General features: G+C 74.3%; 24 protein-coding genes. 11 read left to right on the forward strand and 13 right to left on the reverse strand.

All coding sequences use genetic code 11. The features are described 5' to 3' along the window. On the forward strand, positions 1-885 hold the full coding sequence (locus GA0115242_RS15830) for a fructosamine kinase family protein (protein ID WP_370672287.1): 885 nt from the start codon (positions 1-3) through the stop codon (positions 883-885). A gap of 197 nt (positions 886-1,082) precedes the next feature. On the opposite strand, the gene GA0115242_RS15835 is transcribed toward GA0115242_RS15830, so the two are convergent. Then, the gene (locus GA0115242_RS15835) at positions 1,083-3,254 is read right to left on the reverse strand and encodes a TerD family protein (protein WP_093828862.1); all 2,172 of its coding nucleotides are present in this window, start codon (positions 3,252-3,254) and stop codon (positions 1,083-1,085) included. Positions 3,255-3,325: 71 nt separating this feature from the next. Here GA0115242_RS15835 and GA0115242_RS15840 point away from each other — a divergent pair, with 71 nt between their 5' ends. From GA0115242_RS15840 to GA0115242_RS15850, 3 genes are all read left to right on the forward strand, one after another. Then, the gene (locus GA0115242_RS15840; protein ID WP_237549079.1) at positions 3,326-4,456 is read left to right on the forward strand and encodes a protein kinase family protein; all 1,131 of its coding nucleotides are present in this window, start codon (positions 3,326-3,328) and stop codon (positions 4,454-4,456) included. A gap of 9 nt (positions 4,457-4,465) precedes the next feature. Next, positions 4,466-5,050, forward strand: coding sequence for a PadR family transcriptional regulator (locus tag GA0115242_RS15845; protein ID WP_093828864.1), 585 nt, complete (start codon positions 4,466-4,468; stop codon positions 5,048-5,050). Between the two features lie 78 nt (positions 5,051-5,128). Then, positions 5,129-6,400 (forward strand): MFS transporter, encoded by a 1,272-nt coding sequence (locus tag GA0115242_RS15850; RefSeq protein ID WP_176729822.1) that lies wholly within the window; start codon positions 5,129-5,131, stop codon positions 6,398-6,400. A gap of 108 nt (positions 6,401-6,508) precedes the next feature. Here the strand turns inward: GA0115242_RS15850 and GA0115242_RS15855 are convergent, their stop codons facing one another. Both GA0115242_RS15855 and GA0115242_RS15860 read right to left on the reverse strand, forming a co-directional pair. Further along, complete coding sequence (locus GA0115242_RS15855) at positions 6,509-7,180, reverse strand: TetR/AcrR family transcriptional regulator (RefSeq protein WP_093828868.1); 672 nt, start codon at positions 7,178-7,180, stop codon at positions 6,509-6,511. Between the two features lie 64 nt (positions 7,181-7,244). Further along, on the reverse strand, positions 7,245-8,084 hold the full coding sequence (locus GA0115242_RS15860) for a helix-turn-helix transcriptional regulator (RefSeq protein WP_093828870.1): 840 nt from the start codon (positions 8,082-8,084) through the stop codon (positions 7,245-7,247). A gap of 102 nt (positions 8,085-8,186) precedes the next feature. Here GA0115242_RS15860 and GA0115242_RS15865 point away from each other — a divergent pair, with 102 nt between their 5' ends. Next, positions 8,187-8,894 (forward strand): SDR family oxidoreductase, encoded by a 708-nt coding sequence (locus GA0115242_RS15865; RefSeq protein ID WP_093828948.1) that lies wholly within the window; start codon positions 8,187-8,189, stop codon positions 8,892-8,894. 22 nt (positions 8,895-8,916) lie between these two features. On the opposite strand, the gene GA0115242_RS15870 is transcribed toward GA0115242_RS15865, so the two are convergent. Next, positions 8,917-10,212, reverse strand: a complete 1,296-nt coding sequence (locus GA0115242_RS15870; protein ID WP_093828872.1) for an MFS transporter — start codon at positions 10,210-10,212, stop codon at positions 8,917-8,919. A 112-nt stretch (positions 10,213-10,324) separates the two neighbouring features. Here GA0115242_RS15870 and GA0115242_RS15875 point away from each other — a divergent pair, with 112 nt between their 5' ends. Next, the gene (locus GA0115242_RS15875; RefSeq protein WP_093828874.1) at positions 10,325-11,236 is read left to right on the forward strand and encodes a LysR family transcriptional regulator; all 912 of its coding nucleotides are present in this window, start codon (positions 10,325-10,327) and stop codon (positions 11,234-11,236) included. A gap of 33 nt (positions 11,237-11,269) precedes the next feature. Here the strand turns inward: GA0115242_RS15875 and GA0115242_RS15880 are convergent, their stop codons facing one another. The 3 genes from GA0115242_RS15880 to GA0115242_RS15890 all read right to left on the reverse strand — a co-directional run bounded on the left by GA0115242_RS15880 (position 11,270) and on the right by GA0115242_RS15890 (position 14,057). Next, positions 11,270-12,097: an aldo/keto reductase gene (locus tag GA0115242_RS15880; RefSeq protein ID WP_093828876.1), complete on the reverse strand. Its 828-nt coding sequence runs from the start codon at positions 12,095-12,097 to the stop codon at positions 11,270-11,272. 53 nt (positions 12,098-12,150) lie between these two features. Beyond that, on the reverse strand, positions 12,151-13,371 hold the full coding sequence (locus tag GA0115242_RS15885; RefSeq protein ID WP_093828878.1) for an MFS transporter: 1,221 nt from the start codon (positions 13,369-13,371) through the stop codon (positions 12,151-12,153). Between the two features lie 227 nt (positions 13,372-13,598). Beyond that, positions 13,599-14,057 (reverse strand): MarR family winged helix-turn-helix transcriptional regulator, encoded by a 459-nt coding sequence (locus tag GA0115242_RS15890; protein WP_093828880.1) that lies wholly within the window; start codon positions 14,055-14,057, stop codon positions 13,599-13,601. A gap of 174 nt (positions 14,058-14,231) precedes the next feature. On the opposite strand from GA0115242_RS15890, the gene GA0115242_RS15895 reads away from it, so the two are divergent. Continuing rightward, a complete protein-coding gene (locus GA0115242_RS15895) occupies positions 14,232-14,774 on the forward strand; it encodes a 2'-5' RNA ligase family protein (protein ID WP_093828882.1) in 543 nt (180 codons plus the stop codon). A 17-nt stretch (positions 14,775-14,791) separates the two neighbouring features. On the opposite strand, the gene GA0115242_RS15900 is transcribed toward GA0115242_RS15895, so the two are convergent. After that, positions 14,792-15,805: a helix-turn-helix domain-containing protein gene (locus tag GA0115242_RS15900; protein WP_093828884.1), complete on the reverse strand. Its 1,014-nt coding sequence runs from the start codon at positions 15,803-15,805 to the stop codon at positions 14,792-14,794. Between the two features lie 40 nt (positions 15,806-15,845). Continuing rightward, positions 15,846-16,820, reverse strand: coding sequence for an alpha/beta hydrolase (locus tag GA0115242_RS15905; protein ID WP_093828886.1), 975 nt, complete (start codon positions 16,818-16,820; stop codon positions 15,846-15,848). Positions 16,821-17,062: 242 nt separating this feature from the next. On the opposite strand from GA0115242_RS15905, the gene GA0115242_RS15910 reads away from it, so the two are divergent. Together GA0115242_RS15910 and GA0115242_RS15915 are read left to right on the forward strand one after the other, a co-directional pair. Continuing rightward, positions 17,063-18,004, forward strand: a complete 942-nt coding sequence (locus tag GA0115242_RS15910; protein ID WP_093828888.1) for a TerC family protein — start codon at positions 17,063-17,065, stop codon at positions 18,002-18,004. A gap of 108 nt (positions 18,005-18,112) precedes the next feature. Next, a complete protein-coding gene (locus GA0115242_RS15915; RefSeq protein ID WP_093828890.1) occupies positions 18,113-18,982 on the forward strand; it encodes an LLM class F420-dependent oxidoreductase in 870 nt (289 codons plus the stop codon). A 237-nt stretch (positions 18,983-19,219) separates the two neighbouring features. Here the strand turns inward: GA0115242_RS15915 and GA0115242_RS15920 are convergent, their stop codons facing one another. Continuing rightward, positions 19,220-19,783, reverse strand: a complete 564-nt coding sequence (locus GA0115242_RS15920; protein WP_093828892.1) for an NAD(P)H-dependent oxidoreductase — start codon at positions 19,781-19,783, stop codon at positions 19,220-19,222. A 98-nt stretch (positions 19,784-19,881) separates the two neighbouring features. On the opposite strand from GA0115242_RS15920, the gene GA0115242_RS15925 reads away from it, so the two are divergent. Then, positions 19,882-20,571, forward strand: a complete 690-nt coding sequence (locus GA0115242_RS15925) for a TetR/AcrR family transcriptional regulator (protein ID WP_176729823.1) — start codon at positions 19,882-19,884, stop codon at positions 20,569-20,571. Between the two features lie 192 nt (positions 20,572-20,763). Here GA0115242_RS15925 and GA0115242_RS15930 read toward each other — a convergent pair whose 3' ends face one another. After that, positions 20,764-21,903, reverse strand: coding sequence for an FAD-dependent oxidoreductase (locus GA0115242_RS15930; RefSeq protein ID WP_093828896.1), 1,140 nt, complete (start codon positions 21,901-21,903; stop codon positions 20,764-20,766). A gap of 135 nt (positions 21,904-22,038) precedes the next feature. After that, positions 22,039-22,710 (reverse strand): TetR/AcrR family transcriptional regulator, encoded by a 672-nt coding sequence (locus GA0115242_RS15935; RefSeq protein WP_093828898.1) that lies wholly within the window; start codon positions 22,708-22,710, stop codon positions 22,039-22,041. Between the two features lie 157 nt (positions 22,711-22,867). Here GA0115242_RS15935 and GA0115242_RS15940 point away from each other — a divergent pair, with 157 nt between their 5' ends. Beyond that, positions 22,868-23,902, forward strand: a complete 1,035-nt coding sequence (locus GA0115242_RS15940) for a LacI family DNA-binding transcriptional regulator (protein WP_093828950.1) — start codon at positions 22,868-22,870, stop codon at positions 23,900-23,902. Between the two features lie 81 nt (positions 23,903-23,983). On the opposite strand, the gene trxA is transcribed toward GA0115242_RS15940, so the two are convergent. After that, complete coding sequence (gene trxA / locus GA0115242_RS15945) at positions 23,984-24,385, reverse strand: thioredoxin (RefSeq protein WP_093828952.1); 402 nt, start codon at positions 24,383-24,385, stop codon at positions 23,984-23,986. Positions 24,386-24,410: the final 25 nt, after the last annotated feature.

Here is a 24,410-nt window from a genome sequence, read left to right on the forward strand (position 1 = left end):
GTGGACGCCGTGAACGCCGTCGACGATCGGGACGAAGGGGCCGCCGAGGCCGCCGCGCGGATCACCGGGCGGAGGGTCGGCGCGGCCCACCCGCGCACCGGCGCGCTCGTCGAAGTCCGCCTGGACGACGGCCGGTCGGTGATGGTGAAGCGCGCCGACGCGCCGGGCGCCGTCCGCGCCGAGGCGGCGGGGCTGCGCTGGCTGGCCGGGAGCGGCGCGGTGCGGGTGCCGGACGTGCACGGCGACGACCCGCGCTGGCTGGTCACCGACCTGATCCCCACCGGACGCCCGACGACCCACTCCGCGCACCGCTTCGGACGCGACCTGGCCGCCCTGCACGCCTCGGGCGCACCGGAGTTCGGCGCACCGCCGCCCGGCGGCCCCGTCGACGCGTACATCGGCCTCGCCCCCATGCGCAACGTCACCGGTGCCGACTGGCCGCGCTGGTACGCCGAACACCGCGTCCTGCCCTATCTGCGCTCCGCCGTCGACGACGGGGTGGTCCTGCCCGCCGAGGCCGCCGACGTCGAGCGGGTCTGCGCGCGGCTGCCCGAACTCGCCGGGCCCGCCGAGCCGCCCGCCCGGCTGCACGGCGACCTCTGGCACGGCAACGTGCTGTGGGGCCGGGAGGGCACCGCCTGGCTGATCGACCCGGCCGCCCACGGCGGACACCGGGAGACCGATCTCGCGATGCTGTGCCTCTTCGGCTGCCCGTTCCTGGACGACGTCCTCGACGGCTACCGGGCGGCGGCGCCGCTCGCCGACGGGTGGGAGCAACGGACCGCGCTGCACCAGCTCTTCCCGCTGCTGGTGCACGCCGTGCTGTTCGGCCGGGGCTTCGCGGAACAGGCCGTCTCGGTGGCCAGGAAGGCCCTGTCGCGCTGAGCCGGGACCGGGCGGCACCGCCGCCGCTCCGTACCGGTGGGCCCGGTCACGGGAACAGGGGACGCCCTGGCGCCCCCTGTGCACCGCCGGACCGGTGGGTCCCGCACGTGGGCGGCGAGGAGAGCGAACGGACTGATGTCAGCAAGGAGTCTGAGAAGGAAGCCCGTTCATGGCCTCGCCTGCGCAGACCTTAACAGTCAGGCCGGTATCACGTCGCGCAGATTCCCGGGCGTGACGACGACCGAGTCCGGGTGCAGCCCCTCGGGACGCGTCGACCCGAGGTAGGTCACCGGACCCTCCGGCAGCGCCCCGCCGTCGTGCTCCGTCACCTCCGTACCGCCCGCCGCCATCAGCCCGACGAGGTGCCGCACGGTGAGGTACCGGCGCTCGACGAGGGGCCGCAGCAGGCTCTCCACGGTGGCCCGGTTCGCCGCCACCCGGTTGGCGTCCGGCATCCCGCGCAGGTACAGGTGCAGCCACAGCGCCGTCCACCGGCCGTCGTTCCCGCGCCGGAAGACCAGTGGCAGGGCGACCTTGCCGCGGCCGCGCAGCTCCGACTTCATCCGCACCGTGCGCGGCTCGAACGGGCGGCCCAGCTGCTCGCCGTCGCGCAGCATGAACCCGAAGAACGACTCCTCCACCTCCTCGAAGCCCTCGCCCGCGAAGATGTTGACCTGCGGCACGATGAACGCGCAACGGGCCTTGTCCAGGCGCAGGTTGATGAACTCCGAGGCGCCGTCGGGGGCGCTGGTGATGTCCCCCGAGTGCTCGCCTTCGAGGGACGACAGCGCGGTGTAGTCCAGCCAGGACTTCGTCCGGTACCGGGCGTCGAGCAGGATCGCCGAGAGGTCGAAGTCGGTCGTCTCCCGGGCCTGCTTCCAGTACACGAAGAACCGCAGCAGTTCGCCGTCGACCCGGCTCGCCGAACCGCGCGGCAGCACGCCGAGCCCGGCCGTCGTCGCCCTGCCGCTCAGCGGGAGCGCCACGTCGAGGAACTCCGGATCGACCAACAGCCGCTCAGGGGACGGCAGTCGGCGCCCGATCTCGGCGTCGAGGGCGTCGAGCAGCCGCCGCCGCTGCGGGTCGGGCAGCGGGCGCCGGTCGTCCGGCGCGACCCACGCGCGGCCCGACCGGTTGACGAACACCCGGCGTCCGCCGCGCGTCGCGGGCCGGTTGTCGAGGTGCTCGCGCACGGCGAGCACCACCCGCCCGGCGGCCTTCGGCGCGACCCGTTCGGCCGCCGCCACCACGGCGTCCCGGTCCTGCGGCGTCGCGGCCGTGCGCAGCAGCCGGTCCAGGGAGCGCAGCAGCCGCCCCGGCGCCGCCTCCAGCACGCGCGCGGCCCCCACGACGTCGTCGGCGGCGAGGAGTTCCTCGACCCGGCTGTCGAACGTCCGCGCCGCCGACTCGCCCCGGGCGACGGCGAACACCTCGGCGGCGTGCGGCCACCGCGGGTACTCGTGCGGATGCAGCCGCTCCCCGAGCCGCTTCCACCGCTCGCGGTGCGCGTGCACGTCGGCCAGCCGGGCGGGCGACCCGGCGACCAGGGAGTCGAGCCCCGCGAGCAGCGCCCGCCGCACCGGACGCGGCATCGTCCGGAACGGGGTGGGCTCCTGGAGGGCGGGGCTGCCGCCGGAGAGCGCGCAGGCCAGCCGCAGCACGTCGGTGACGGTGTCCAGGAGCAGCGGGGCACCCGCCGTCAGCCGGGCCTCGTTCACCACCGCCCGGTTCTCCCTGACCGGGATCGTCTCCGGCTGCGGGCCGTCCGCGCAGTGCGCGGCGAGCGCCCTGAGGTCGGACAGGACGTCCTCGCCGAGCGGGGTGGGACTCCCGGCGAGCGCGAGGTACAGCGCGCCGATCTCCTCCTCCGCAGGACCACCGGGGTGCAGCACGGTCACCCGGTCGCCCGCCACCGATATCAACGCGTCGTGCGCGGACAGGAGTTCGTCGTAGGTGTGCTGGTAGCTGCCGTACGAAGGGAGCGTCAGCAGGTCCACCACACCGGCCCCGAGCCGGTCGAGCGTGGCGTCGCGGGTCGCCGGGTCGGTGAGCGCCTCGACGAGGCAGGCCCGCCAGAAGTCCTCGGTGTCCGGCACGTTGGCCGGGAAGTCGATGAAGTAGGCGTTGTGCCGGACGTGGTCGCCCGCCATCTCGCGGACCGTGGGCAGCGTGCGGACCGCGGTGTGCACGACCGCCGCCGCGGACAGCCCGGACAGCGACTCCAGCAGCCCGGCGGAGAGCTTGAACCCGGTCGCCATCAGGGCGACGTCGAACTGCCGCGCGGCGACCGCTCCTTGACCGGGGCCACCGGCGGGTCGCGGGAGGCGGAGGGTGTGCCGGACGACCAACTGAGCGAGACGCTGGGACATTCCGGCATGATCGCAGGCCCCCGGGAGCGCCCGCATCCGGGTTTCCCCCCGCCCAGCCGAGGAGCACCCCGATGCCCCGTCCCACCGCACCGTGCGACCCGGCGCGCCTGTCGGCCCACACCAGGGCGGGCGCGGCCCTCGCCGCTCTGGACGACGGCCGACTGGCCGACCTCGTGTCCGAGGCGTCGCCGCTGGGCTCCGGCATCGGCGGCCGCGCGGCCGAGACCGAGGTGGCCGGGGTCCGCGTCTTCGTCAAACGCGTCCCGCTGACCGACCTCGAACGCCGCCCCGGGCACGTCCGCTCGACGGCCAACCTCTTCCACCTGCCCCCGCACTACCAGTACGGAGTGGGCTCCTCGGGCTTCGGCGCCTGGCGCGAACTCGCCGCCCATCTCACCACCACCGCCTGGGTGGTGGACGGGGCCCACGACGGCTTCCCGCTGCTGCACCACTGGCGGGTGCTGCCGGACACTCCGCCGACCGGGTTCGTCGACTTCCTGGGCGGGATCGACGGCGCGGTCGCCCACTGGGAGGGGTCGGAGGCTGTCCGGCACCGGCTGGAGGCCGTCGCGGGAGCCGCGGCGAGCCTGGTCCTCTTCCTCGAGTTCGTGCCCCACACCCTCGCCGACCGGCTCGGCGCGGACGCCGTCTCCTGCGCGTGGGCCGAACGGGAACTGCTCAGGGGCACGGACTTCCTCGCCGCGCGCGGGTTCGTCCACTTCGACGCCCACTTCGCCAACCTGCTGACCGACGGCCACCGCCTCTACTTCGCCGACCTCGGCCTCGCCCTCGACGCCCGCTTCGAACTCGCCCCCGCCGAGAGGGACTTCCACCGCGAGCACCTGGTGTACGACCGCGGTCACACCCTCACCCACCTGCTGCGCCACCACGTCCTGGAGCGGGTGGGCGGCGGTCCCGGACTCGGGCCCTTCCTGCGGGCCTGGCTCCAGGGCGACCGTCCCGACGGTGTCCCCGCCGATCTGGCCGGGATCCTCGACCGGCACGCCCGTACCGTCCTCGTCTTCGACGCGTTCGCCCACCGGCTGCGCACCCACGACCTGCGCACCCCCTTCCCCGGCACCGCGCTCAGGGAGACCCTGGCCGCCAGGTCCCCGGACGGACCGGCCCTCCCGGGACCGGGCGGACCGGCCCTCCGGGAGCCGGACGGATCGGCCCTCCGGCGGCCGTCCGGCTCCGTGTAATTTGAGGTCATGGCTCTGCGCAACGCGGTGATGGCCGCGCTCCTGGACGGTGAGGCGTCCGGGTACGACCTGGCCAAGGGCTTCGCGGCCTCCGTCGCGAACTTCTGGATGGCCACCCCGCAGCAGCTCTACCGCGAACTGGAACGCATGGAGGCCGACGGTCTGGTCGCGGCCCGCGTGGTCACCCAGGAGCGGCGCCCCAACAAGCGGCTGTTCTCCCTGACCGACGCGGGCCTGACCGCGCTGCGCCAGTACCTCGCCGAGGCGCCCGACAAGCCGCCCGCCATCCGCGACGAGCTGATGGTGAAGGTGCAGTGCGTCGACATCGGCGACCCGGGCCCGGTGCGCGCGGCGATCGTCGAACGCGTCGAACGGGCCGCCGTCAAGCTCGCCCGGTACGAGCGGATGCGCGACCGGCTGCTGGACGGCCGCGACGAGCACACCTTCCTCACCGGGACCGACCGGGTCGGCCCCTATCTCACACTGCTCGGCGGCATGGCACTGGAGCGGGCCAACCTGCAGTGGGGGGAGAGCGTGCTGAAAAGGCTGGACTTGCGGCTGGCCGCCGGGGGCGCCGACCGCCCCGCGCCGTGAACAGCGGCCGAACCCGGCCCCGGCCGCCTGGCCGATAGGCGATGCGCTTTCGGTGGCGGCCCCCTAGAGTGCGGCGCCGTGACCTCCTCCTCGAACACCATCGACCTCTGGCGCGACAAGCCCTTTCTCCTCCTCGCCTCGGCCCGGACGATCTCCATCCTGGGCAGTGGGTTCGCCCGGATCGCGCTGGCCTTCGCCGTCCTCGCGCTGCCCGGCGCGGGACCCGGCAGGCTCTCCCTCGTGCTGGCCTGTCAGGCGGTGCCGCAACTGGTGTTCATCCTCCTCGGCGGGGTCATCGCGGACCGGGTGTCGCGCTCGCGCCTGATGGTGGTGTCGGACGTGCTGGGCGCCGCCGCCTACACGGGACTCGCGGTGCTGGTGTTCACCGGTCACGCCCCGCTCGTCCTGCTGTGCTCGCTGGCGTTCGTGGCGGGCGCGGCGACCGCGCTGTTCCTGCCCGCGATGGAGGGCCTGGTCCCGCTGCTGGTGCCCGCCGACCGTCTCCAGCGCGCCAACGGACTGCTGCGCATGGGCACCAACTCCTCGCTGCTGCTCGGCCTGGCCCTGTCCGGTGTCACCGTCGCCTGGATCGGCGCGGGGTGGGCGCTGGCCCTGAACGCGGCGTCGTTCGTGGTGAGCGCCGTCCTCACCTCACGGCTGCCGCGCTTCGTGCGCACGGCGAGGACGTCCACGGGCTGGGCCGACCTCAAGGAGGGCTGGCGGGAGTTCTCCTCCCGGCAGTGGCTGTGGGCGGTCGTCGCGCAGTACGCGATCGTCGTCGCCGCGGTCAACGCCAACGTCGGCGTCCTGGGCCCGCTGGTCGCCCACCGCGAGCTGGGCGGCGCGCGGACCTGGTCGATGATCGTGGCCGCGCAGGCGGTCGGCACCGTCGCGGGCGCGGGTCTCGCCGCCCGGGTCCGGGTCCGCAGGCCGATCCTGGTGGCGGTCCTCGCCACCTTCCCGGCCGCCGCCCCCATCGCCCTGCTCGCCGCCTCGGCCCCCGTCTGGACGATCGTGGTGGCGATGTTCTTCGCCGGGGTCGCCGGGGACGTCTTCGGGGTCCTGTGGTCGACCACCATGCAGCGGGAGATCCCCGAGGAGGCGCTCTCCAGGGTCAGCTCCTACGACCTCTTCGGCTCCCTCGCCTTCGCACCGCTCGGCCTGCTGCTCGCCGGTCCGGTCGCCGCCGGCATCGGCCTGGACGACGCCCTCGCCGGGTGCGCCCTCCTCGTCGTCCTGGCGACGGCCGCGGCCCTGCTGGCGCCCGAGGTCCGCACGCTCACCGACCGGGGGGTCCCGGCGAAGACCACGTGCCCGGCCGGGGCCACGCCGGAACCCGAGACGTCCTGAGACGGAACCGGCCCGACGGGGCCCGTCCTGCCTCGCGCACCGGGCCTGGGCCTGTCCTGTCCCGTGCGACGCCTGCCCCGGGCCACGACGGGAAGACCCAGCCGGGCCCTACCCGCGGAGCAGGCCGTGCGCGCAGAAGTCCCAGACCTCGTCCGCCGTGAGCGGTTCGCCCTCGTCCGCGGACTCCGGACGGGCGGCGAACAGCACCGTTCTGACGGTCAGTCGGGCGGCCCGGAGCGCGTCGACGCTCCCGCCGAGCGCCCCGGTCCGCTCCAGTTCGGCCGTCAGCTCGGCGACCACCGCGACCACCGGCGCGACCGCCACCGCCATCTCCCGGGGGCGGGACACCAGCAGCGCGGGCGCGAAGTCCGCGAAGAGCGGACGCCGCGCGCCGACCGCGCCGGGACGGCCGCTCTCGAACAACTCCCGCACCACACAACGGAGTCGCTCCAGGGGCCCGCTCTCCCGTGCGGCGGCCGCGCGCAGCCGCCCCGCGGTCGTGGCCATCGCGTCCTCGAAGAGCGCGAGCAGCAACTCGTGCTTGCCGTCGAAGTGCTGGTAGAAGCTGCGCAGCGACTGCCGCGACCGATCGACGACCTCCTGGACCGTGAAGTCCGTCGTGCCCTTCTCCGTGACGACCGCCCGCGCGGCGTCGAGGAACCGCTCGCCCCGTTCCTCGGCCCGGCGCTTGGCCGCCTGGGTGGATCGTTCGACCGCGCGCCGCTTCCAGGCGGGCTCCTCGGCCGGGGTGTGCGGAGGCTGCTCCGACATCGATGCCATGGGGAGAACAGTACGGTCAGTCAACCCCGCTCCGGGGCCGCATCGGACCCCTGGGCAACCCCCGTCACCCGACCAGCGACTGGGTGCCGAGGACCCCGAGCAGCGCCAGCCGCTCCGCGTCTTCGGTGCCGGGCTCGGCCGTGTAGATCAGCAGCGTCAGATCGTTGCCCGTCACGTGGACGATGTCGCAGTCCAGGGTCAGCGGACCCACCCGCGGATGGTCGACGGTCTTGCGCGAGCCCTCGTTGCGCACCACCGTCCCCTCCTCCCACAGCTCGGTGAACAGCGTGCTGCGGGTCCGCAACTCCGCGACCAGGCGCCGCAGTTCGGGGTCGTCGGGGTAGCGCGCCAGGGCGCCCCTGAGCTGCGACACCATACGGAGCCTGAACCCCCGCAGCTCCTCGGGCGTGTGCCTGACCCGGGTCCGCGGACCGAGGAAGAGACGCCACACGCTGTTGCGCTCGAAGCCGCGCCAGCCGGACGGGTCACCCATCAGCGCCGCGTACAGCGGATTCGCCAGCAGCAGCGTCAGCCCGGCGTCGAACACCCCCACCGGCACCGTCACCAGCCGGTCCAGCAGCCGCTGCACGCTCGGCGTGAGGTAGGCCGGCACCCGCTCGGGGCCCGGCGGCACCAGACCGGCCAGCCGGAACAGCAGCGCCCGTTCGTCCCCCGACAGCCGCAGCGCCCGCGCCAGCGCCTCGACGACCTGCGCGGACGGGTGGGTCGCGCGTCCCTGCTCCAGACGGATCACGTAGTCCACCGAGATCCCCGCGAGCAGCGCCAGCTCCTCACGCCGCAGCCCGGCCGCCCGCCGCTGCCCGCCCGCGGGGAGCCCCGCGGCCTCCGGCGCCACCCGGTCGCGCCAGCGCCGCAGCGCGTGTCCCAGCTCGGTGACCGTCATGCCCCTCAGTCAACACGCTCGCTCTCCCGGCTGCCTGGTACTGATGGTCCCAGGAAGAAGGGTGTGCTGGCCGGGTCCGCCCTGCTGACGCAGGCTGAACACATGACGACAACACTCATCACCGGAGCCAACAAGGGCCTCGGGTACGAGACCGCCCGGCAGCTCGTCGAGGCCGGTCACACCGTGTACGCGGGGGCCCGCGACAGCGAGCGCGGACGCCGGGCAGCGGAGCGCCTGGGCGCCAGGTTCGTCCAGCTCGACGTCACCGACGACGCCAGCGTGCGGGCCGCGGCGAAGACCGTGGAGGACGACGGCGGACTGGACGTCCTGATCAACAACGCGGGCATCGAGGGCCGCGGCGAGGGCAACACCGTGATCGGCGCCGAGGAGGTCACCGCCGACGACATGCGCACCACCTTCGACACCAACGTCTTCGGCGTCGTCCGCGTCACCCACGCCTTCCTGCCCCTGCTGCGCCGCTCGGCCGCCCCGGTCGTGGTCAACGTCAGCAGCGGCCTCGCCTCCCTCACCGCGCTCTCCGACCCGGACCACCCCGCGCACTTCTACCCCGGGATCGCCTACCCGGCGTCCAAGACGGCCGTGAACATGCTGACCGTGCAGTACGCGAAGGCGTTCCCGGAGCTGCGCGTCAACTCCGTCGAACCCGGCTTCACCCGCACCGACCTCAACGGCAACACGGGCCACCAGAGCGTCGCCGAGGGTGCCGCGATCATCGTCCGCATGGCACGGATCGGGCCCGACGGACCGACCGGCGGCTACTTCGACGCCGACGGGCCGCTCGCCTGGTGAACCGCGCCCGCCCGGCCGCCGCTCACCCGCCGTCCCCGGAGGTCTCCCCGGCCGCGGCGGGCCGGGCCGGGTCCCGGGGCGCGGGGACCGCCTCCGGTTCCACGATCAGCTCCCCGCGCGGCAGCAGCAGCGGGGTCGCCAGCAGCAGCGCCCCGGCGACCGCGATCGCGGTCCGCGGCCCGGCGACCCCGGCCAGCAGCCCCCACAGCGCGGTCGCCGCCGCCACCGCCGTCCTGCTGGTGACCGTCCAGGCGGAGAGGGTCCTGGCGATCCGGTCCCGGGCCGTCCGCTCCAGCCGGTAGGCCGAGTACACCGGGTTGAACACCCCCGAGCAGGTGATGAGGCCCAGCTCGACGACCATCACCAGCACCAGACCGCCCACGCCCGGCCCGACGGCCGCGAGCCCTATGGACCAGCAGGCCCGCGCCGTCCCCGCGGCGAGCAGCACCCGCCGCCGCCCGTACCGCGCGACCAGGGGCCCGGCCAGCCGCGCGCCGAACAGGCCGCCCAGGCACGGCACGGCGAACGCCAGCCCGTACTGCCACGGCGCGAACCCCAGGTCGCCGACCATGAGGACCAGCAGCGGCGGCGCCGACGCCATGATCAGGCTGTTCACCAGGACCGAGTTGAAGAACAGCGGACGCAGCTCGCGGTGGCCCAGGATGTACCGCCAGCCGTCGAGCAGCGAACCGCCCGGGGCCGCCGGGTCCTCGTCCCGGACCGGCGGTGGCTTCTCCGTCCCGCCGATCGCGCGCAGGCCCACCGCCGACAGCAGATGGCTGACGGCGTCCGCGAAGACCGTCAGCACCGGCCCGAAGAGCCCGATCGCGGCCCCGCCGAGCGGCGGCCCGAGGACGGTCGCGGTCCACGACGTGGACTCCAGGCGGGCGCCCGCCGCCAGCAGCTCCCGCTTCGGCAGCAGGGATCTGAGGAAGGCGCCGCTCGCCGCCGTGAACGCGATGTCGGAGGCCGCCACGATCACGGAGACAACCAGGAGTTGTACGAAGGTGAGCGCGTCGAGAGCGAAGGCGACGGGGACGGTGAGCAGCGCCCCGCACCGCACCAGGTCCGTGGCGACCATCACCGGCCGCTTGCGCCGGAACTCCACCCACGGGCCGAGCGGCACCGCGACCAGCGCGCCCACCGCCGTCCCGGTCGCCGCGAGCGCCGCCACCTCGGCCGGTCCCGCGTGCAGCACCAGCACCGCGATCAAGGGAAACGCGTCGAACGCCAGCCGGGTGCCGAACGTGCTGACCGCGAAGGACGCCCACAGCCAATTGAAGCGCCGCCCCAGCGACGGCCCCCACCACCCACCCACACGCCCTCCCGCGCCCGCCGCCGACCCGCCCCATCCAAGCGCTCGACCGGCGCCGGGATCAAACAACCCACCCACCCCCCGACCGACAACCAAACGTTGTACAAAGGGAGACGTGGATCTCGACGCCGTACGCACCTTCCTCGCCGTCGCCGACGCCGGACGGTTCCGGGAGGCCGCCCTCGCCCTGGCCGTCACCCAGCAGGCGGTGTCCAAACGCGTCGCCGCCCTGGAACGGGAACTGGGCGTACGGCTGTTCACCAGGACCGCGCGCGGCGCCGTGCTCACCGTCGACGGACAGGTCTTCCTGCCCCACGCCCGCGACCTGCTGCGCGCCGAGGAACGCGCCGCCGCCTCGGTGCGCCCCGGCCGCCGGGCCCTGCGCGTCGACGTCATCGGACGCCGTCTCGCCCCCGCCGACCTGGTCCGCGACTTCCACCGCGCGCACCCCGACCGGGCCCTCGACGTCGTCACCCTCTTCGACGCCGAGGCGGCCCTCGCGGCCGTCAGGTCCGGCACCATCGACGCGTCGTTCCGCGCCCTGACCAGGCAGCCGCCCGACGGCATCGAGGCGGCCCGCGTCCACCACGAGCCGCTGCACCTGCTCACCGGCCCGCGCCATCCGCTCGCCACGGCCCGCCGGATCACCCCGGCGGAGCTGGCGGGGCACCGGATCTGGATGCCGGGCAATGTCACCGGCACCGAGTGGGCCGTCTACTACGACGACCTCGCCGCCGCGTTCGGGCTGACCATCGAGGTCACCGGGCCGGACTTCGGCGCCGAACCCCTCCTCGACACCATCGCCGACTCCGCGCACCTCGCGACCCTCGTGGGCGAGCGCACCCGGATGGTCTGGCCCGCCGACCACGACCTGCGCCGCGTCCCGCTGCACCGGCCGACGCCGGTCTATCCGCACTCGCTGCTCTGGCGGGCCGACAACCCGCACCCGGCCCTCGCCCTGCTCCGCGCCCACCTCGGCACCGAACGCGCGGGCCCCGACCTGTGGACCCCGGCCTGGGCCCGGTGACGGCAGGGGTCGCCGGGCCAGGGGCGGACGCGGTCAGCCGAGGGTGTCCGGGTCGGGGCCGGTGCGCAGCCCCCGGTCGAGCCCGGCGATCGACGCCATCTCCGCGTCGGTGAGGGCGAAGCCGAAGACGTCGATGTTCTCCCGGATCCGCTCCGGCGTCACCGACTTGGGGATCACCACGGTGCCGAGCTGGAGGTGCCAGCGCAGCACCACCTGCGCGGGCGATCTGCCGTGCCGGGCGGCGATCTCCGTGAGCACCGGGTCGCCGAGGACCGCCCCCTGGGCGAGCGGGCTCCACGCCTCGGTGACGATCCCCGACTCGGCGTGCAGGGCGCGCAGTTCACGCTGCTGGAGGCCGGGGTGCAGCTCGATCTGGTTGACGGCGGGCACCAGCGCGCTCCCCTCGGCGAGCCGGCGCAGGTGCGCGGGAGGGAAGTTGGAGACCCCGGCCGCCCTGATCCGCCCGTCGGCGGCCAGCCTCTCGATCGCCCGCCACGACGCGCGGTAGAGGTCGCGGGCCGGGGCGGGCCAGTGGATCAGGTAGAGGTCGACGTAGTCCAGGCCGAGTCGCCCGAGGCTCTCGTCGAACGCGCGGAGGGTGGCGTCGTACCCGTGGTCGTCGTTCCACACCTTCGTGGTGACGAAGAGGTCGGCGCGGGCGAGCCCCGAGGAGGCGAGCGCGGCTCCGACACCGCGCTCGTTGCCGTAGACGGCGGCCGTGTCGACGCTCCGGTACCCGGCTTCGAGCGCGGTGCCGACGGCGGCGGAGGTCTCGGCGTCGGGCACCTGGAAGACGCCGAAGCCGAGTTGGGGGACCTCGACCCCGTTGTTGAGCGTGACGGAGGGGACGTGGACGTTCATGTGCGGTGCTTTCTGCGGGAGTTCGATCGGTGGGGGAGTGCCGGTGGCGCGGGTCAGCGCCGGGCGGCGACCGGAGCGGGGCGCTCGGGCGTGTGCCGCGCACCGGCTCCGGCGGCGGGGGCCGCGGCCCGGGTCCGCCGGTCCAGGAAGGCGGCGAGGAGGGCCAGCAGCAGGGCCGAACCGGAGAGCAGCGCGCCGACCCAGTTGGGCGCGGTGTAGCCGAGACCGGCCGAGATGACCGTCCCGCCCAGCCAGGCGGCCAGCGCGTTGCCGAGGTTGAAGGCGCCGATGTTCGCGGCGGACGCCAGCGTCGGCGCGGCGGACGCCTGGTCGAGCACCCGCTTCTGGAGCGGCGGCACGGTCGCGAAGCCGAGGGCGCCCACCAGGGTCAGCGTGATCGCGGCGAGCACCTTGTGGTGCGCGGTGGCGGTGAACAGCAGCAGCGTCAGGGAGAGCGCGCCGAGCGCGGTGCTCAGCATCGGCATCAGGGCGCGGTCGGCGAACCGCCCGCCCAGCAGGTTGCCGAGGAACATGCCGACACCGAACAGCACGAGCAGCCAGGTCACCGCGCCCGCCGAGTATCCGGCGACCTCGGTCATCATCGGGGTGATGTAGGTGACGGCGGCGAAGACACCGCCGTACCCGAGGACCGTCATCGCCATGGCGAGCCAGACCTGCGCGTCCCGGAAGGCGGCGAACTCGGCGCGCACGTCGGCGGATCGGGGCCGTCCCTCCTCCGGGACGAGCCGGGCGACGCCCAGCAGCCCGACGACGCCGAGCACGGCGACGACGAGGAAGGTGACCCGCCACCCGGCGGCCTGTCCGATCCAGGTGCCGAGCGGGACGCCGACGACGTTGGCGACGGTCAGGCCCATGAACATCAGGGAGATCGCGGACGCCTTCCTGGCCGGTGCGACCAGGTTCGCGGCGACCACCGACCCGATGCCGAAGAAGGCGCCGTGCGCGAGCGAGGCGACCACCCGGCCGATCAGCATGACGCCGAAGACCGGGGCGGCGGCGGAGAGCGCGTTGCCCGCGACGAACAGGCCCATCAGGAACATGAGCATCTTCTTGCGCGAGACCCGGGTGCCCAGGACGGTCAGCAGGGGCGCTCCGAGGACGACACCGAGGGCGTAGCCGGAGACCAGCCACCCCGCGGTGGGGATGGAGACCCCGAATCCGGCGGCGACCTCGGGCAGCACGCCCATGATCACGAACTCGGTGGTGCCGATCCCGAAGGCCCCGATGGCCAGGGCCAGAAGGGCGAGAGGCATGGGACGTACCTTCCAGGCGATTGCGTGTGGTTCTTACGAGCGTCGACAATAATTGCAGACGCGGGATAAATGCAAGCGCGTGGAGTGGTGGAGGCCGGTAGTGGTCGTCTGCAAGCATTCGGGTGAAGGGGGATGAAGAGGGAGGCGCGGGGGTGACGAGAGCCCCCGCCGATCAGGTCGGCGGGGGCTCGGGTGTCGTGCGGGTCGCTCGCGGCGGCGGCGGTCGGTCAGGCCGGGACGCGGAGGCCCTCGACGGCGCGGACCAGCGGGGCCAGCTCGGGATCGGCCGCGGCCTCGTCCAGCGCCTCGCGCAGGGCCGCCTCGTTGGTCGGGCGGGCCCGCCGCAGCAGCCCGAGGCCCGTCTCGGTGACGTTGGTGTAGATCCCGCGCCGGTCGGTGGGGCAGAGGTAGCGGGTCAGCAGGCCGCGGTCCTCCAGGCGGGTGACCAGCCGGGTCGTCGCGCTCTGGCTCAGCACGACCGCGTCGGCGACCTGCTTCATCTGGAGGTGGCCGCCCTCGCCGTCGTGCTGCCTGCTGAGCACGTCGAGGAGCGCGTACTCGCGCACGCTCAGGTCGTGTCCGGCCTGCAGGGCGCGCTCGATGTGGGCCTCGATCCGGCCGTGCAGCGCCGAGAGGGCGTGCCAGCCCTGGGCGAGGGCGGTGAGTGCCGGGTCCGTCGCGGTCATGGGGCCTGTGTCCTCCGTCCCGAAGTGACTGACGTCCAGGATAGGGCATCCGCGAAATTGCCAGCGTGAGCCGGTTGGCCGCGCACGCAAACACTGCGGCGTGCGCCCCTTGGCGCTCCGCCCGCGCGGCACGCCCCGTGGCGTCCGGCCGGTGGGCGCTGGTAGACACGGCGGGTGACCGACACCAGTGACCCCCGCCGCTCCCGGGCGGGCCTCTCGGGGCTCGTCGTACCGGTGCCCGAGGCCGACCCCGTCGTCGGCGCGGTCCGCGACCGTCTCGACCCGCACGCGCGGGCCGGCATCCCGGCGCACGTCACCGTGCTCTTCCCGTTCCTCGACGCTTCCCTCCTCGACGAGGGCACGCTCGCCCGGCTGGCCCGGACGTTCGCCGGGCACCGCTCCTTCGCGGCCCGCTTCGAGCGGTTCGGGCGCTTCCCCGGCCTCCTCCACCTGGCGCCGTCCCCGGACGCCCCGTTCCGCGCGCTCACCGCGGCGGTCACCGCGCGCTGGCCCGAAGTCCCGCCCTACGGGGGCAGGTTCGGCGACCCGGATCCCCATCTCACCCTGGCGCAGGGCCAGGACGACGACGTCCTCGACGCGGCGGAGGCCGAGGTGCGTGACGCCCTGCCCGTCGTGACCCGGGTGACCTCGGTGGAACTGGTCGTCCACGACGGCACGGTGTGGCGCCACCGCACCGGGTTCCCCCTCGGCGGCTGACCCCGGCGACGAACCGGCTACGGCCGCGCCAAGTGCCGCATGGTGAGGGCGAGATGGAGCCTGAGCCGCCCCTGGGGCGTGCGCAGCGGCCACCCCAGCAGATGCTCCGCGTGCGTCAAGCGGTCCTGGAGTGTGGAGTGGTGGACGTTGATCTCGGCCGCCGCCGCCCGCTGGCTCGTCGTCGACGCCACCGCGTGCAGCGTCGCCAGCAGCCAGGGCGCCCCGGCCGCCGCCGTCTCCAGGGCCCGCACATCGGACGGCGGCTGTGCGCCCGGCGCGACCAGACCGGCCAGCAGGGCGACACCGCCCAGCTCCTCGGCCCGCACCACCCGGGGCCCGGGGTCACGCGCGGTGCCGTCCGCCGTGAAGCGCAGGGCCGTGCGGGCGTCGTCCCACGAGCGCGGCAGGTCGAGGACGTCGACGGCGGGGCCCACCCCGAGCCGTCCGGGCGGGAGTTCGGCGTCGGGCGGGGGAGCGTCCGGGTACCCGAGGAGAACCCGGGGCCGGCCGTCCGCCGAGGCCAGCGCCCGCACCCGGGTGCCCGGTCCGGCGCCGAGACGGCGGGCGGCGCGCGACCGGGTCGCCTCCGGGACCGTCGCGTCCAGCACCGTCTCCAGCAGGGCCGGATCGTCGGCGGGTGAGGCGGGCGCGCGGCCCCGGGTGCGGTCCAGGACGTCCCGGATCGCGGCGGCCGCCCGTTCCAGGATCACCGCGTCGACGACGCTCGGACCGCCCGTCGTCCGTTCGAGCCACAGCGCGGGCGCGCCGCCCGGCTCCAGCGCGGCGGACGGCCAGCCGGCCCCGACGGGCGGACCGCCGTCCTCGCGGACGCCGTCGGGGCGGACCCGCACCCGCACCCGCCGCCCGTCGTCGACGAGCCGCGCCGGGCACCCCGCCAGCACGGCCGCGCCGCGCACCAGGGACTCCAGGCCCGCCCGGTCCACGGCTAGCCGGTCGAAGTAGGTGATGACCTGGACCGCGGCCCCGGCATCGGGGTCCACCGCGGTCAGCCGCCCGGCCAGCTCTCTCATACGCTCATGGTGCGGCATGCGGGGGGAGCGGGGGGACATGTCACCCGCCGAGCAGGCGCCGTACCCACTCCGTCTGGGCCGCGCGGGCCGCCCGGGACACCGCCGCCTGCGGGGCGAAGCCGTCGAAGCCGTGGAAGCCGCCCGGCCAGACGTGGAGTTCCGCCACCCCGCCCGCCTGCCAGATGCGGGACGCGTAGCCGACGACCTCGTCGCGGAAGGTCTCCGCCGAGCCGACGTCGAGGAAGGCGGGCGGCAGGCCGCTCAGGTCGGTGGCGCGGGCCGCCGCCGCGTAGGGGGAGACGTCCGGGCCGCCGCGCCGGTCGCCCAGGAGCGCCGTCCAGCCGGTCTCGTTGGCGGTGCGGTCCCAGACGCCGAGGCCCGCCATCTGACGGGCGGACGGGGTGTCGTTGCGGTCGTCGAGCATCGGGCAGAGCAGCATCTGCCCGAGCAGGCGCGGACCGCCCCGGTCCCGGGCGAGCAGGGCCAGCGCCGCGCACAGGCCGCCGCCCGCGCTGCCGCCCACGATCAGGACGCGTCCGGCGTCGCCCCCGATCTCGTCGGCGTGGTCGGCCGTCCAGACCAGCCCCGCGTACACGTCCTCGATCGGCGCCGGGTGCGGGTGCTCGGGCGCCAGCCGGTACTCGACGGAGACGACGACGGCGTCCAGCTCCTTCGCCCAGCCGAGCGGGCCCTCCATGCCGACCCGGTTGTTCCCGATGATCATGCCGCCGCCGTGCACCTGGTAGATGACGGGCAGCGGGCCCGGGGTGCGCGGAGCCCGGGGACGGCAGATCAGCAGGGAGACCTCGGGGGAGCCCGCGGGGCCGGGGACCGAGCGGTCCTCGACCTCGAAGTGCCCGTCGGCGGTCAGATCGATCCCGGCCATCGCGTCGATGCCGGTGCTCTCCCGGAACGCGTCGATCTGGTCGACGGTGATGCCCGGCGACACGGTGTCCCCGATCAGTTCGAGGGCGGCGGCGAGTTCCGGGTCGAACGGGGGCGGTACGAGGGTCATGGCTTCTCCTCACGCGGGGCGCGGCGGCTCGTGACGGCCATGATCCGCGTCCGGTCGGCGCCCGGTGTGCCGCCGTCCGGCGGAACCTGCCCGCCGAACGGCGGGTGGCCGCCCGGGGAGAGGTCGCCCGGACGGCCCCGCCCCGGTACTCCTGGTCCTGGCGCGACCGCCCGCCCCGCCGTCCGCACCTCGGGAACACGGCCCCCGTGACCGCCCGCCCCCGCCCCCAGGAGCGCCCACCGGTGAACGTCTCCCCGTCCGTCTGGCTGCTGACCGTCGCGGTCCTCTGCGTGCTGATCGCCGCCGACTTCCTCATCGGCCGCAGACCGCACGACGTGTCGGTGCGGGAGGCGGGGGTCTGGACGGGCGTCTGGGTGGTCCTGGCCTGCGTCTTCGGGCTCGTCCTGTACGCCAGGGCCGGGGGCGGGCCCGCCGGTGAGTTCTTCGCCGGGTACCTCACCGAGAAGTCCCTGAGCGTCGACAACCTCTTCGTCTTCGTCCTGATCATGTCCAAGTTCGCGGTGCCCTCCCGGTACCAGCAGCGGGTGCTGATGGTGGGCGTCCTGATGGCCCTGGTGCTGCGGGCCGGGTTCATCGCGGCGGGCGCGGCGATCATCTCCACCTTCTCCTGGGTCTTCTACGTCTTCGGCGCCTTCCTGATCTGGACCGCGTGGAAGCTGGTCCAGGACGCGCGCAAGGAGGAGCACGACGAGGAGTTCGAGGAGAACAAGCTCCTGAAGGCGGTGGAGCGGCGGTTCGGGGTGGCCGACCGCTACCACGGCACCAGGCTGTGGGTCGAGCAGGACGGCAGGCGGGTCATGACGCCGATGCTGGTGGTGATGCTCGCGATCGGCTCCACCGACGTCCTCTTCGCGCTGGACTCCATCCCCGCCATCTACGGCCTCACCCAGGACCCGTACATCGTCTTCACGGCCAACGCGTTCGCCCTGATGGGCCTGCGCCAGCTCTACTTCCTCATCGGCGGGCTGCTGAAGCGCCTGGTCCACCTCAGCTACGGCCTGTCGATCATCCTGGGCTTCATCGGCGTCAAGCTCGTGCTGCACGCGCTGCACGAATCGGGCGTCCCGGTGCCCGAGATCGGCATCCCGTTCTCGCTCGGCTTCATCGTGCTGGTCCTCGCGGTCACCACGCTCACCAGCCTGCGCGCCTCCCGGAGGACGTAGCCCCGGGGGCCCGGGAGCCGCCGTCCGGTCGAACCACCTTGACTTGGAGCGCGCTCCAGGATCTAGCGTCACCAGGGACGGTGATGGCCCGGACGGACGGAGTCGGACATGCGGGTGGGCGTACACATCAACCAGTTCGGCAACCGCGGCGGGGCGCCCGCGCTCGGCGCCGAACTCGCCGCGGCGGGCCGGGCGGCGGAAGCGGCCGGGGTCAGCTGGCTCTCGGTCATGGACCACTACTTCCAGATGGAGTTCAACGGCGGCGCCGAGGAGCCCATGCTGGAGGCCTACACGACCCTCGGCTACCTCGCGGGCCAGACCTCGACCGTCCGGCTGGGCGCCCTGGTGACCGGCGTGACCTACCGCCACCCCGGGCTCCTCGCGAAGATCGCCACCACCCTGGACGTGCTCTCCGGCGGACGCGCCACCCTCGGCATCGGCGCCGCCTGGTACGACCGCGAGCACGAGGGCCTCGGAGTGACGTTCCCGCCGCTCGCCGAGCGGTTCGAGCGGCTGGAGGAGACGCTGCGGATCTGCCTGCAGATGTGGGACCCCGCGGACAACGGCCCCTTCGAGGGCAAGCACTACCGCCTCGCCGAGACGCTCTGCGTCCCGGCCCCGGTGAGCGAGCCGCGCCCCGAGATCATGATCGGCGGCAGCGGCGAGAAGAAGACGCTGCGCCTGGTCGCCCGGTACGGGGACGCGTGCAACCTCTTCGCGACCTCCCCGGACGAGGTCAAGCACAAGATCGACGTGCTGCGTCGGCACTGCGACACCGAGAACCGCGACTTCGGCGACATCCGGGTCACCGTCACCTACTCGGGCGAGGGCGGCGTCGACAGCATCGTCCGGGAGCTGTCCGGCTACGCCGGGCTGGGCATCGACACGGTCATCTTCGGGCCGCGCACCGGGGACCCGGCGTCCTGGATCGACGAGATCGCCGCGCCCGCCGTCCCCCGGCTGGCCGCGCTGGACTGACCGGACCGGGCGGGGCGGGCGGATCGGGCGGGGTGGCCTGTCTGGGCCGGGTGCCGTGACCGGATCGGGCGGACCGGGCGGACCCGGCGTGCCTGGCGCCCTGACCGGATCGGGCGGACTGAGCGGGTCGAGCGGGCCGGGCGGGTCCGATCGGCGGGCCGGTTCCGGCCGGGCGGCACGGCGAAGGGGGCCGGAGCCCGTGGCGTGGCTCCGGCCCCCTTCGCGCGGGCGGGTTCGTCAGGCGGCGGCCGGAGCGCCCGCGTGGCCGTGCAGACGGGCGATCACCTCGGTCAGCTGCGCGGCGACCTCGGCGTCGTCCGACGGGTGGGTACCGGCGAAGCGGGTCACCGAGCCGGGGATCGACAGCTTGATGTCCTCGATGACCTTGCCACCGGCGATGCCGGCGGCCTTGCGGGCCTCGTCCTGCGCCCACACGCCGCCGTACTGGCCGAACGCGGTGCCGACCACGGCGACCGGCTTGCCGCCGAAGCCGCTGGCGCCGTACGGGCGCGACAGCCAGTCGATGGCGTTCTTCAGGACGGCCGGGATGGTGCCGTTGTACTCGGGGGAGAACAGCAGGAACGCGTCGGCGGCCTGGGCCGCGGCGCGCAGCCGGGCGGCGGCGGCCGGGACCGAGCCCTCGACGTCGATGTCCTCGTTGTAGAAGGGGATCTCGGCCAGGCCCTCGAACAGCTCGACGTCCGCGCCCTCCGGGGCCAGCTTGACGGCGGCCTCGGCGAGCTGGCGGTTGTGCGAACCGGCGCGAAGGCTGCCGACGAGCGCAAGAATGCGAACAGACATGCGAACTCCAAGATGCTGAAACATTGCCGTAATGATCCGGACCGGGGTCCGTTTAAATATCTACCACCCTAACCGGACCACGGTCCAGTTTCTTCCTGATGCTTTACGCTGTCTTCATGTCCGCCTCACCGCCGTCCCTCCCCGAGCCCCAAGGACTCACCGGGGAGCCCGAGTTGCTCCAGGTCAGCACCTTCACGGACGAGCCCTGCCTGCGCGCCGACGCGGCCCGCAACCGGGCCCGGCTGCTGGAGGCGGCCGCACGGCTGATCGCCGAGCACGGGGCGGCCGGGGTCACCATGGAGGCGGTCGCGGCGGCCGCGAACGTGGGCAAGGGCACGGTCTTCCGGCGGTTCGGCGACCGCACCGGACTGCTGACCGCGCTGCTCGACCACTCGTCCAGGAAGCTCCAGGCCGACTTCCTCGGCGGCCCGCCCCCGCTGGGTCCTGGAGCGCCCCCGCTGGAGCGGCTGCGGGCGTTCGGTGTGGCGGTGCTCTACCGCTCGGCGGAACAGCTCGACCTGCAACTCGCCGCCCAGCCCGACCCGGCGCGCAGGTTCGCCCACCCCTCGGTCGGCGCGCTCACCACCCATGTCACCGTCCTGCTGCGCCAGATCGAGCCGGACGCCGACTGCGACCTGCTGGCCAGGACCCTGATGAGCTACCTCGACCCGGCCCTCATCCACCATCTGACCCAGCAGTGCGGGATGCCCCTGGAACGTCTGGAGGCGGGCTGGTCCGACCTGGTCGCCCGGGTCACCCGCACCGAACCGGTCGCCCGGCCCCACTGACCGGCGGGGTCACGCCACTTCGGAGGGCACGGCTCTCGACGGTGCCCCGGGGTTGGGGAGTTGGCCACTCTTGGCGGGGTCGGCCTCGGAGATGCCCGGCCGTGCGGAGTCGCGTTCTGCCGGGCGGGGTCCGGCTCTCGACAATGCCTGGATGTGCGGGAGTTGAGCCGTACCGGCTGGTGCCGTCCGGGCTCAGCCGTGGGCGGCGAACAGGTCCAGCAGCCCCTGCGGCGCGTCGGCGCGGAACAGGATCTCCCCGCTGTGCGCCGACTCGGCCGCCGACGCCTCCGCGCGCGGGAACATGCCCTCCTCGTACGCGGCGAGCGCCGCCTCGGTGTCGCCGGGGTGCTTGGCCAGGGCCAGCGCCAGTTCCGCGCCGTCGAGCAGGGCGAGGTTCGCGCCCTCGCCCGCGAACGGCGACATCAGGTGCGCCGCGTCGCCGAGCAGCGTGACGCCCGGGACCCGGTCCCAGCGGTGGCCGACCGGCAGCGCGTGGACGCGGCGCGGCACCAGCGGGCCGTCGGCGTCCGCGACCAGGGCGCGCAGGCTCGGGTCCCAGTCCGCGAACTCCGCGAGCACCGCCGCCTTCGCGGCCCCGGTGTCGGTGAAGTCGATGCCCTCCAGCCACTCCTCGGGCGCCCTGACCGCCGCGTACACGTGGAGGCTGCCGTCGCTCTCCCGGTGGGCCAGAAAGCCCCGGCCGTGGCCGAGTGCGAAGAAGAACCCGGAGCCGATCACCGCGCCTGACCCGGGGTGCCGGGTGTCCGCGTCCCGCAGGTCGGCCTCGACGAACGAGACGCCGGTGTAGGCGGGTTCGGCGTCCGACAGCAGCGGGCGGATCCGCGACCAGGCGCCGTCCGCGCCGACCAGCAGGTCCGTGGTGAGGGCGGTGCCGTCGGCGAGCGTCACCTCGTGCCGTCCGCCGCCCAGCGGCCGGGCCCCGGTGACCTTCGTGCCCCAGCGGACCGTGCCGTCGCGCAGCGAGCCGAGGAGGAGGTCGCGCAGATCGCCGCGGTCGATCTCGGGGCGGTCGCCCGAGCCGTCGTCGGCCTCCTCCCGGCGCACCACGGCGTGCCGGTCGAGGACGCGCAGGGCTTCGCCGCCCGCGTGCACCAGGGCGCGGAACTCCGCGTGCAGCCCGGCCGCGCGCAGCGCCTCCTGCCCGGAGTCCTCGTGGATGTCGAGCATGCCGCCCTGGGCGCGGGCGGCGGGGGAGGCGTCCAGGTCGAGGACGGTGGCGTCGAGCCCGTGCACCTGGAGCACCCGGGCGAGCGTGAGCCCGCCGAGTCCGGCGCCGACGATCAGGACGGGGTGGTGGGGGACGGTGGTCATGGTGGCTCCTCGGGAGGGAGACGGGCGGAGGGCGGTCGCACGGCGGGCGGACGGCGGTCGGCCGCCCGGGTGGGTTCGGTGCGCGGGTGTCGGTCGGGTGTCGGGGTGGGTTCGGCGGGCGGCGGGTGCGGCCGCTCAGTCGGGGACGGCGGTCCGTTCGATGCCGGCGATCAGGGTGCGCAGGGCCCAGGAGAGCCGGGACGCCGGTTCGCCGGACAGCAGCTCGCCCGCCAGCGCGGCGACGTGCGGATGGCGGCCCGCGTCGATGTCGCGGACGGCGCGGCGCACCGCGTCCCAGTCCTCCGCGCTCGCCTCGGTCGCGTGCTCGGCGGCGGTCGCGGTGGCGTGCTGGAGCAGCAGGTCGACGCCCCACGCGGCCTGCGCGGGCGGTACCCCGCCCTCGTCCAGCAGGGCGAGCAGCGACTCGATCAGGTTCAGGTAGTGCGGTCCGCTGGGCCGGGCGGTGAGCGCGGAGCGGGCCAGCGTCGGGTGGTCGAAGAGCATCAGGGCGTACGCGGTGAGCACGCCCTCCAGCCGCTCCTTCCACGGGCCGCGGGCCGGGACGGGCCCGATCGTCCCGAGCAGCTCGTCCAGGACGGCCGCGTGCAGCTCCGCCGTGTTGCGGACATAGACGTAGAGCGAGGCGGGACCGGTGTCCAGCTCCTGCGCCAGCCGCCGCATGGTCACCTTCGGCAGCCCCTCGGCGCGCAGCACGGCGACGGCCGCGGCCACGATGCCCTCCCGGGTGAGGGCGGGCTTGGCGGGGCGCTCGCGGCGGCTGCGGGGGGTGTCGGATCGATCGGTCATGAGCCCACCGTAACGAACATGTTCGCTGCGAACAAGTTCGGGACGAACGTGTTCGTAAAAAAGCGGGCGGAGATGTCTCCGAGAGTCATCAAGACTTGACGGCGAACTTCCTCTACTCGAAACAAGTCACACAGGTTCTGCAAAGATGCGGTACCTCATGGTGCAGATACCGAATACGCCCGCGTCCTCGTCTCCCGCACCGCGCTCCGCCCCCACGAGCGCCGATGTGGCCCGACTGGCCGGCGTCTCGCGCGCGACCGTCTCCTACGTCCTCAACAACACCAGCGCCGTGCGCATCAGCGAGCCCACCCGGCGCCGCGTCCACGACGCCGCCGAGGAACTCGGGTACGTGCCGCACGCCGCCGCCCGCAGCCTGCGCGCCGGACAGAGCCGCCTGGTCCTGATGCCCTCCCCGGCCTTCCCCGCCGGTCCGCTCTACGGCCGGTTCGTCGCCGAACTCCAGTGGGCGCTCGGCCACCTCGGCTACACCGTGGTGCAGTGCGGCACGGTCGGACTCCACGGTGACGAGGCCGTGCGCGCCTGGGCCGAACTGCGCCCGGTCGCCGTCCTGGTCGCCGGTGCCGACCTCGCCCCGCAGGCCGTCACCGTGCTCAAGCGGGCCGGTGCCCGCGCCGTCGTCACCCTCGGCCCCGAAGCCGTCGAGGGGGCGCACGCCCTGCTCATGGACCACACGGCCGTCGGCCGCCGCGCGGGCCGCCACCTCTACGACACCGGACGGCGTCGCGTCGGCGTCGTCGTGCCCGTCGAGACCGGCCTCGACGCCTTCGCGCGGCCCCGGCTGCGGGGCGTGCGCGACGCCCTGGACGGCACCGACGCCACCGTCACCGAACTGCCGCTGGCCTACGAGGAGGAGGCGGCCGCCCGGCTCGCCGCCCGCTGGCCCGAGCTGGGCCTCGACGGGCTGTTCGCCTACAACGACGAGTACGCGATGCTGCTCATGCGGGCCCTCCAGGACCGGGGCGTCCGCGTCCCCCGCGACACCGCGGTGATCGGCGCGGACGATCTCATGCTGGGACGCCTGTTACGGCCGCGGCTCAGCACCGTCCACCTCGAACTGCCCTCGGGCCGCCGGCTCGCCGAACTGGTCGACCGCGCGGTCCGCGCCCCCGGCACCCCGGCCGAGCGGCACACCGTGCTCGGTACGGCCATCGTCCGCCGGGAGTCCACCTGACGCCGCGGGCCGCCGGGAACGACAAAGCGGCGGCCCGCCCCCGTCCGGGGCCCGGCCGCCGCTCCGTCCGACCCGCTCGCTCTAGCCTTCCTGCCCGGTCCGGCCCTGCGCCTGCGCCTGGGCCTGCTGCTCGGCGACCGACTTGCGGACCTCGTCCATGTCGAGCTTGCGGGCCTGCCCGATGACGTCCGTCAGCGCGGACTCCGGCAGGGCGCCCGGCTGGGCGAACACCGCCACCTGGTCGCGGACGATCATCAGCGTCGGGATCGACTGGATGCCGAAGGCCGCGGCCAGCTCCGGCTGTGCCTCGGTGTCGACCTTGCCGAAGACCAGGTCCGGGTTCTCCCCGGCGGCCTTCTCGTAGACCGGCGCGAACTGACGGCACGGCCCGCACCACGACGCCCAGAAGTCGATCAGGACGAACTCGTTGTCCGTGACCGTCTGGTCGAAGTTCTCCTTGGTCAGCTCCACGGTGCTGCTCATGGTGTGCATCCCTACTTCCTCGTGT

The organism is Streptomyces sp. SolWspMP-5a-2, from assembly GCF_900091845.1.
Lineage (GTDB): Bacteria > Actinomycetota > Actinomycetes > Streptomycetales > Streptomycetaceae > Streptomyces > Streptomyces doudnae.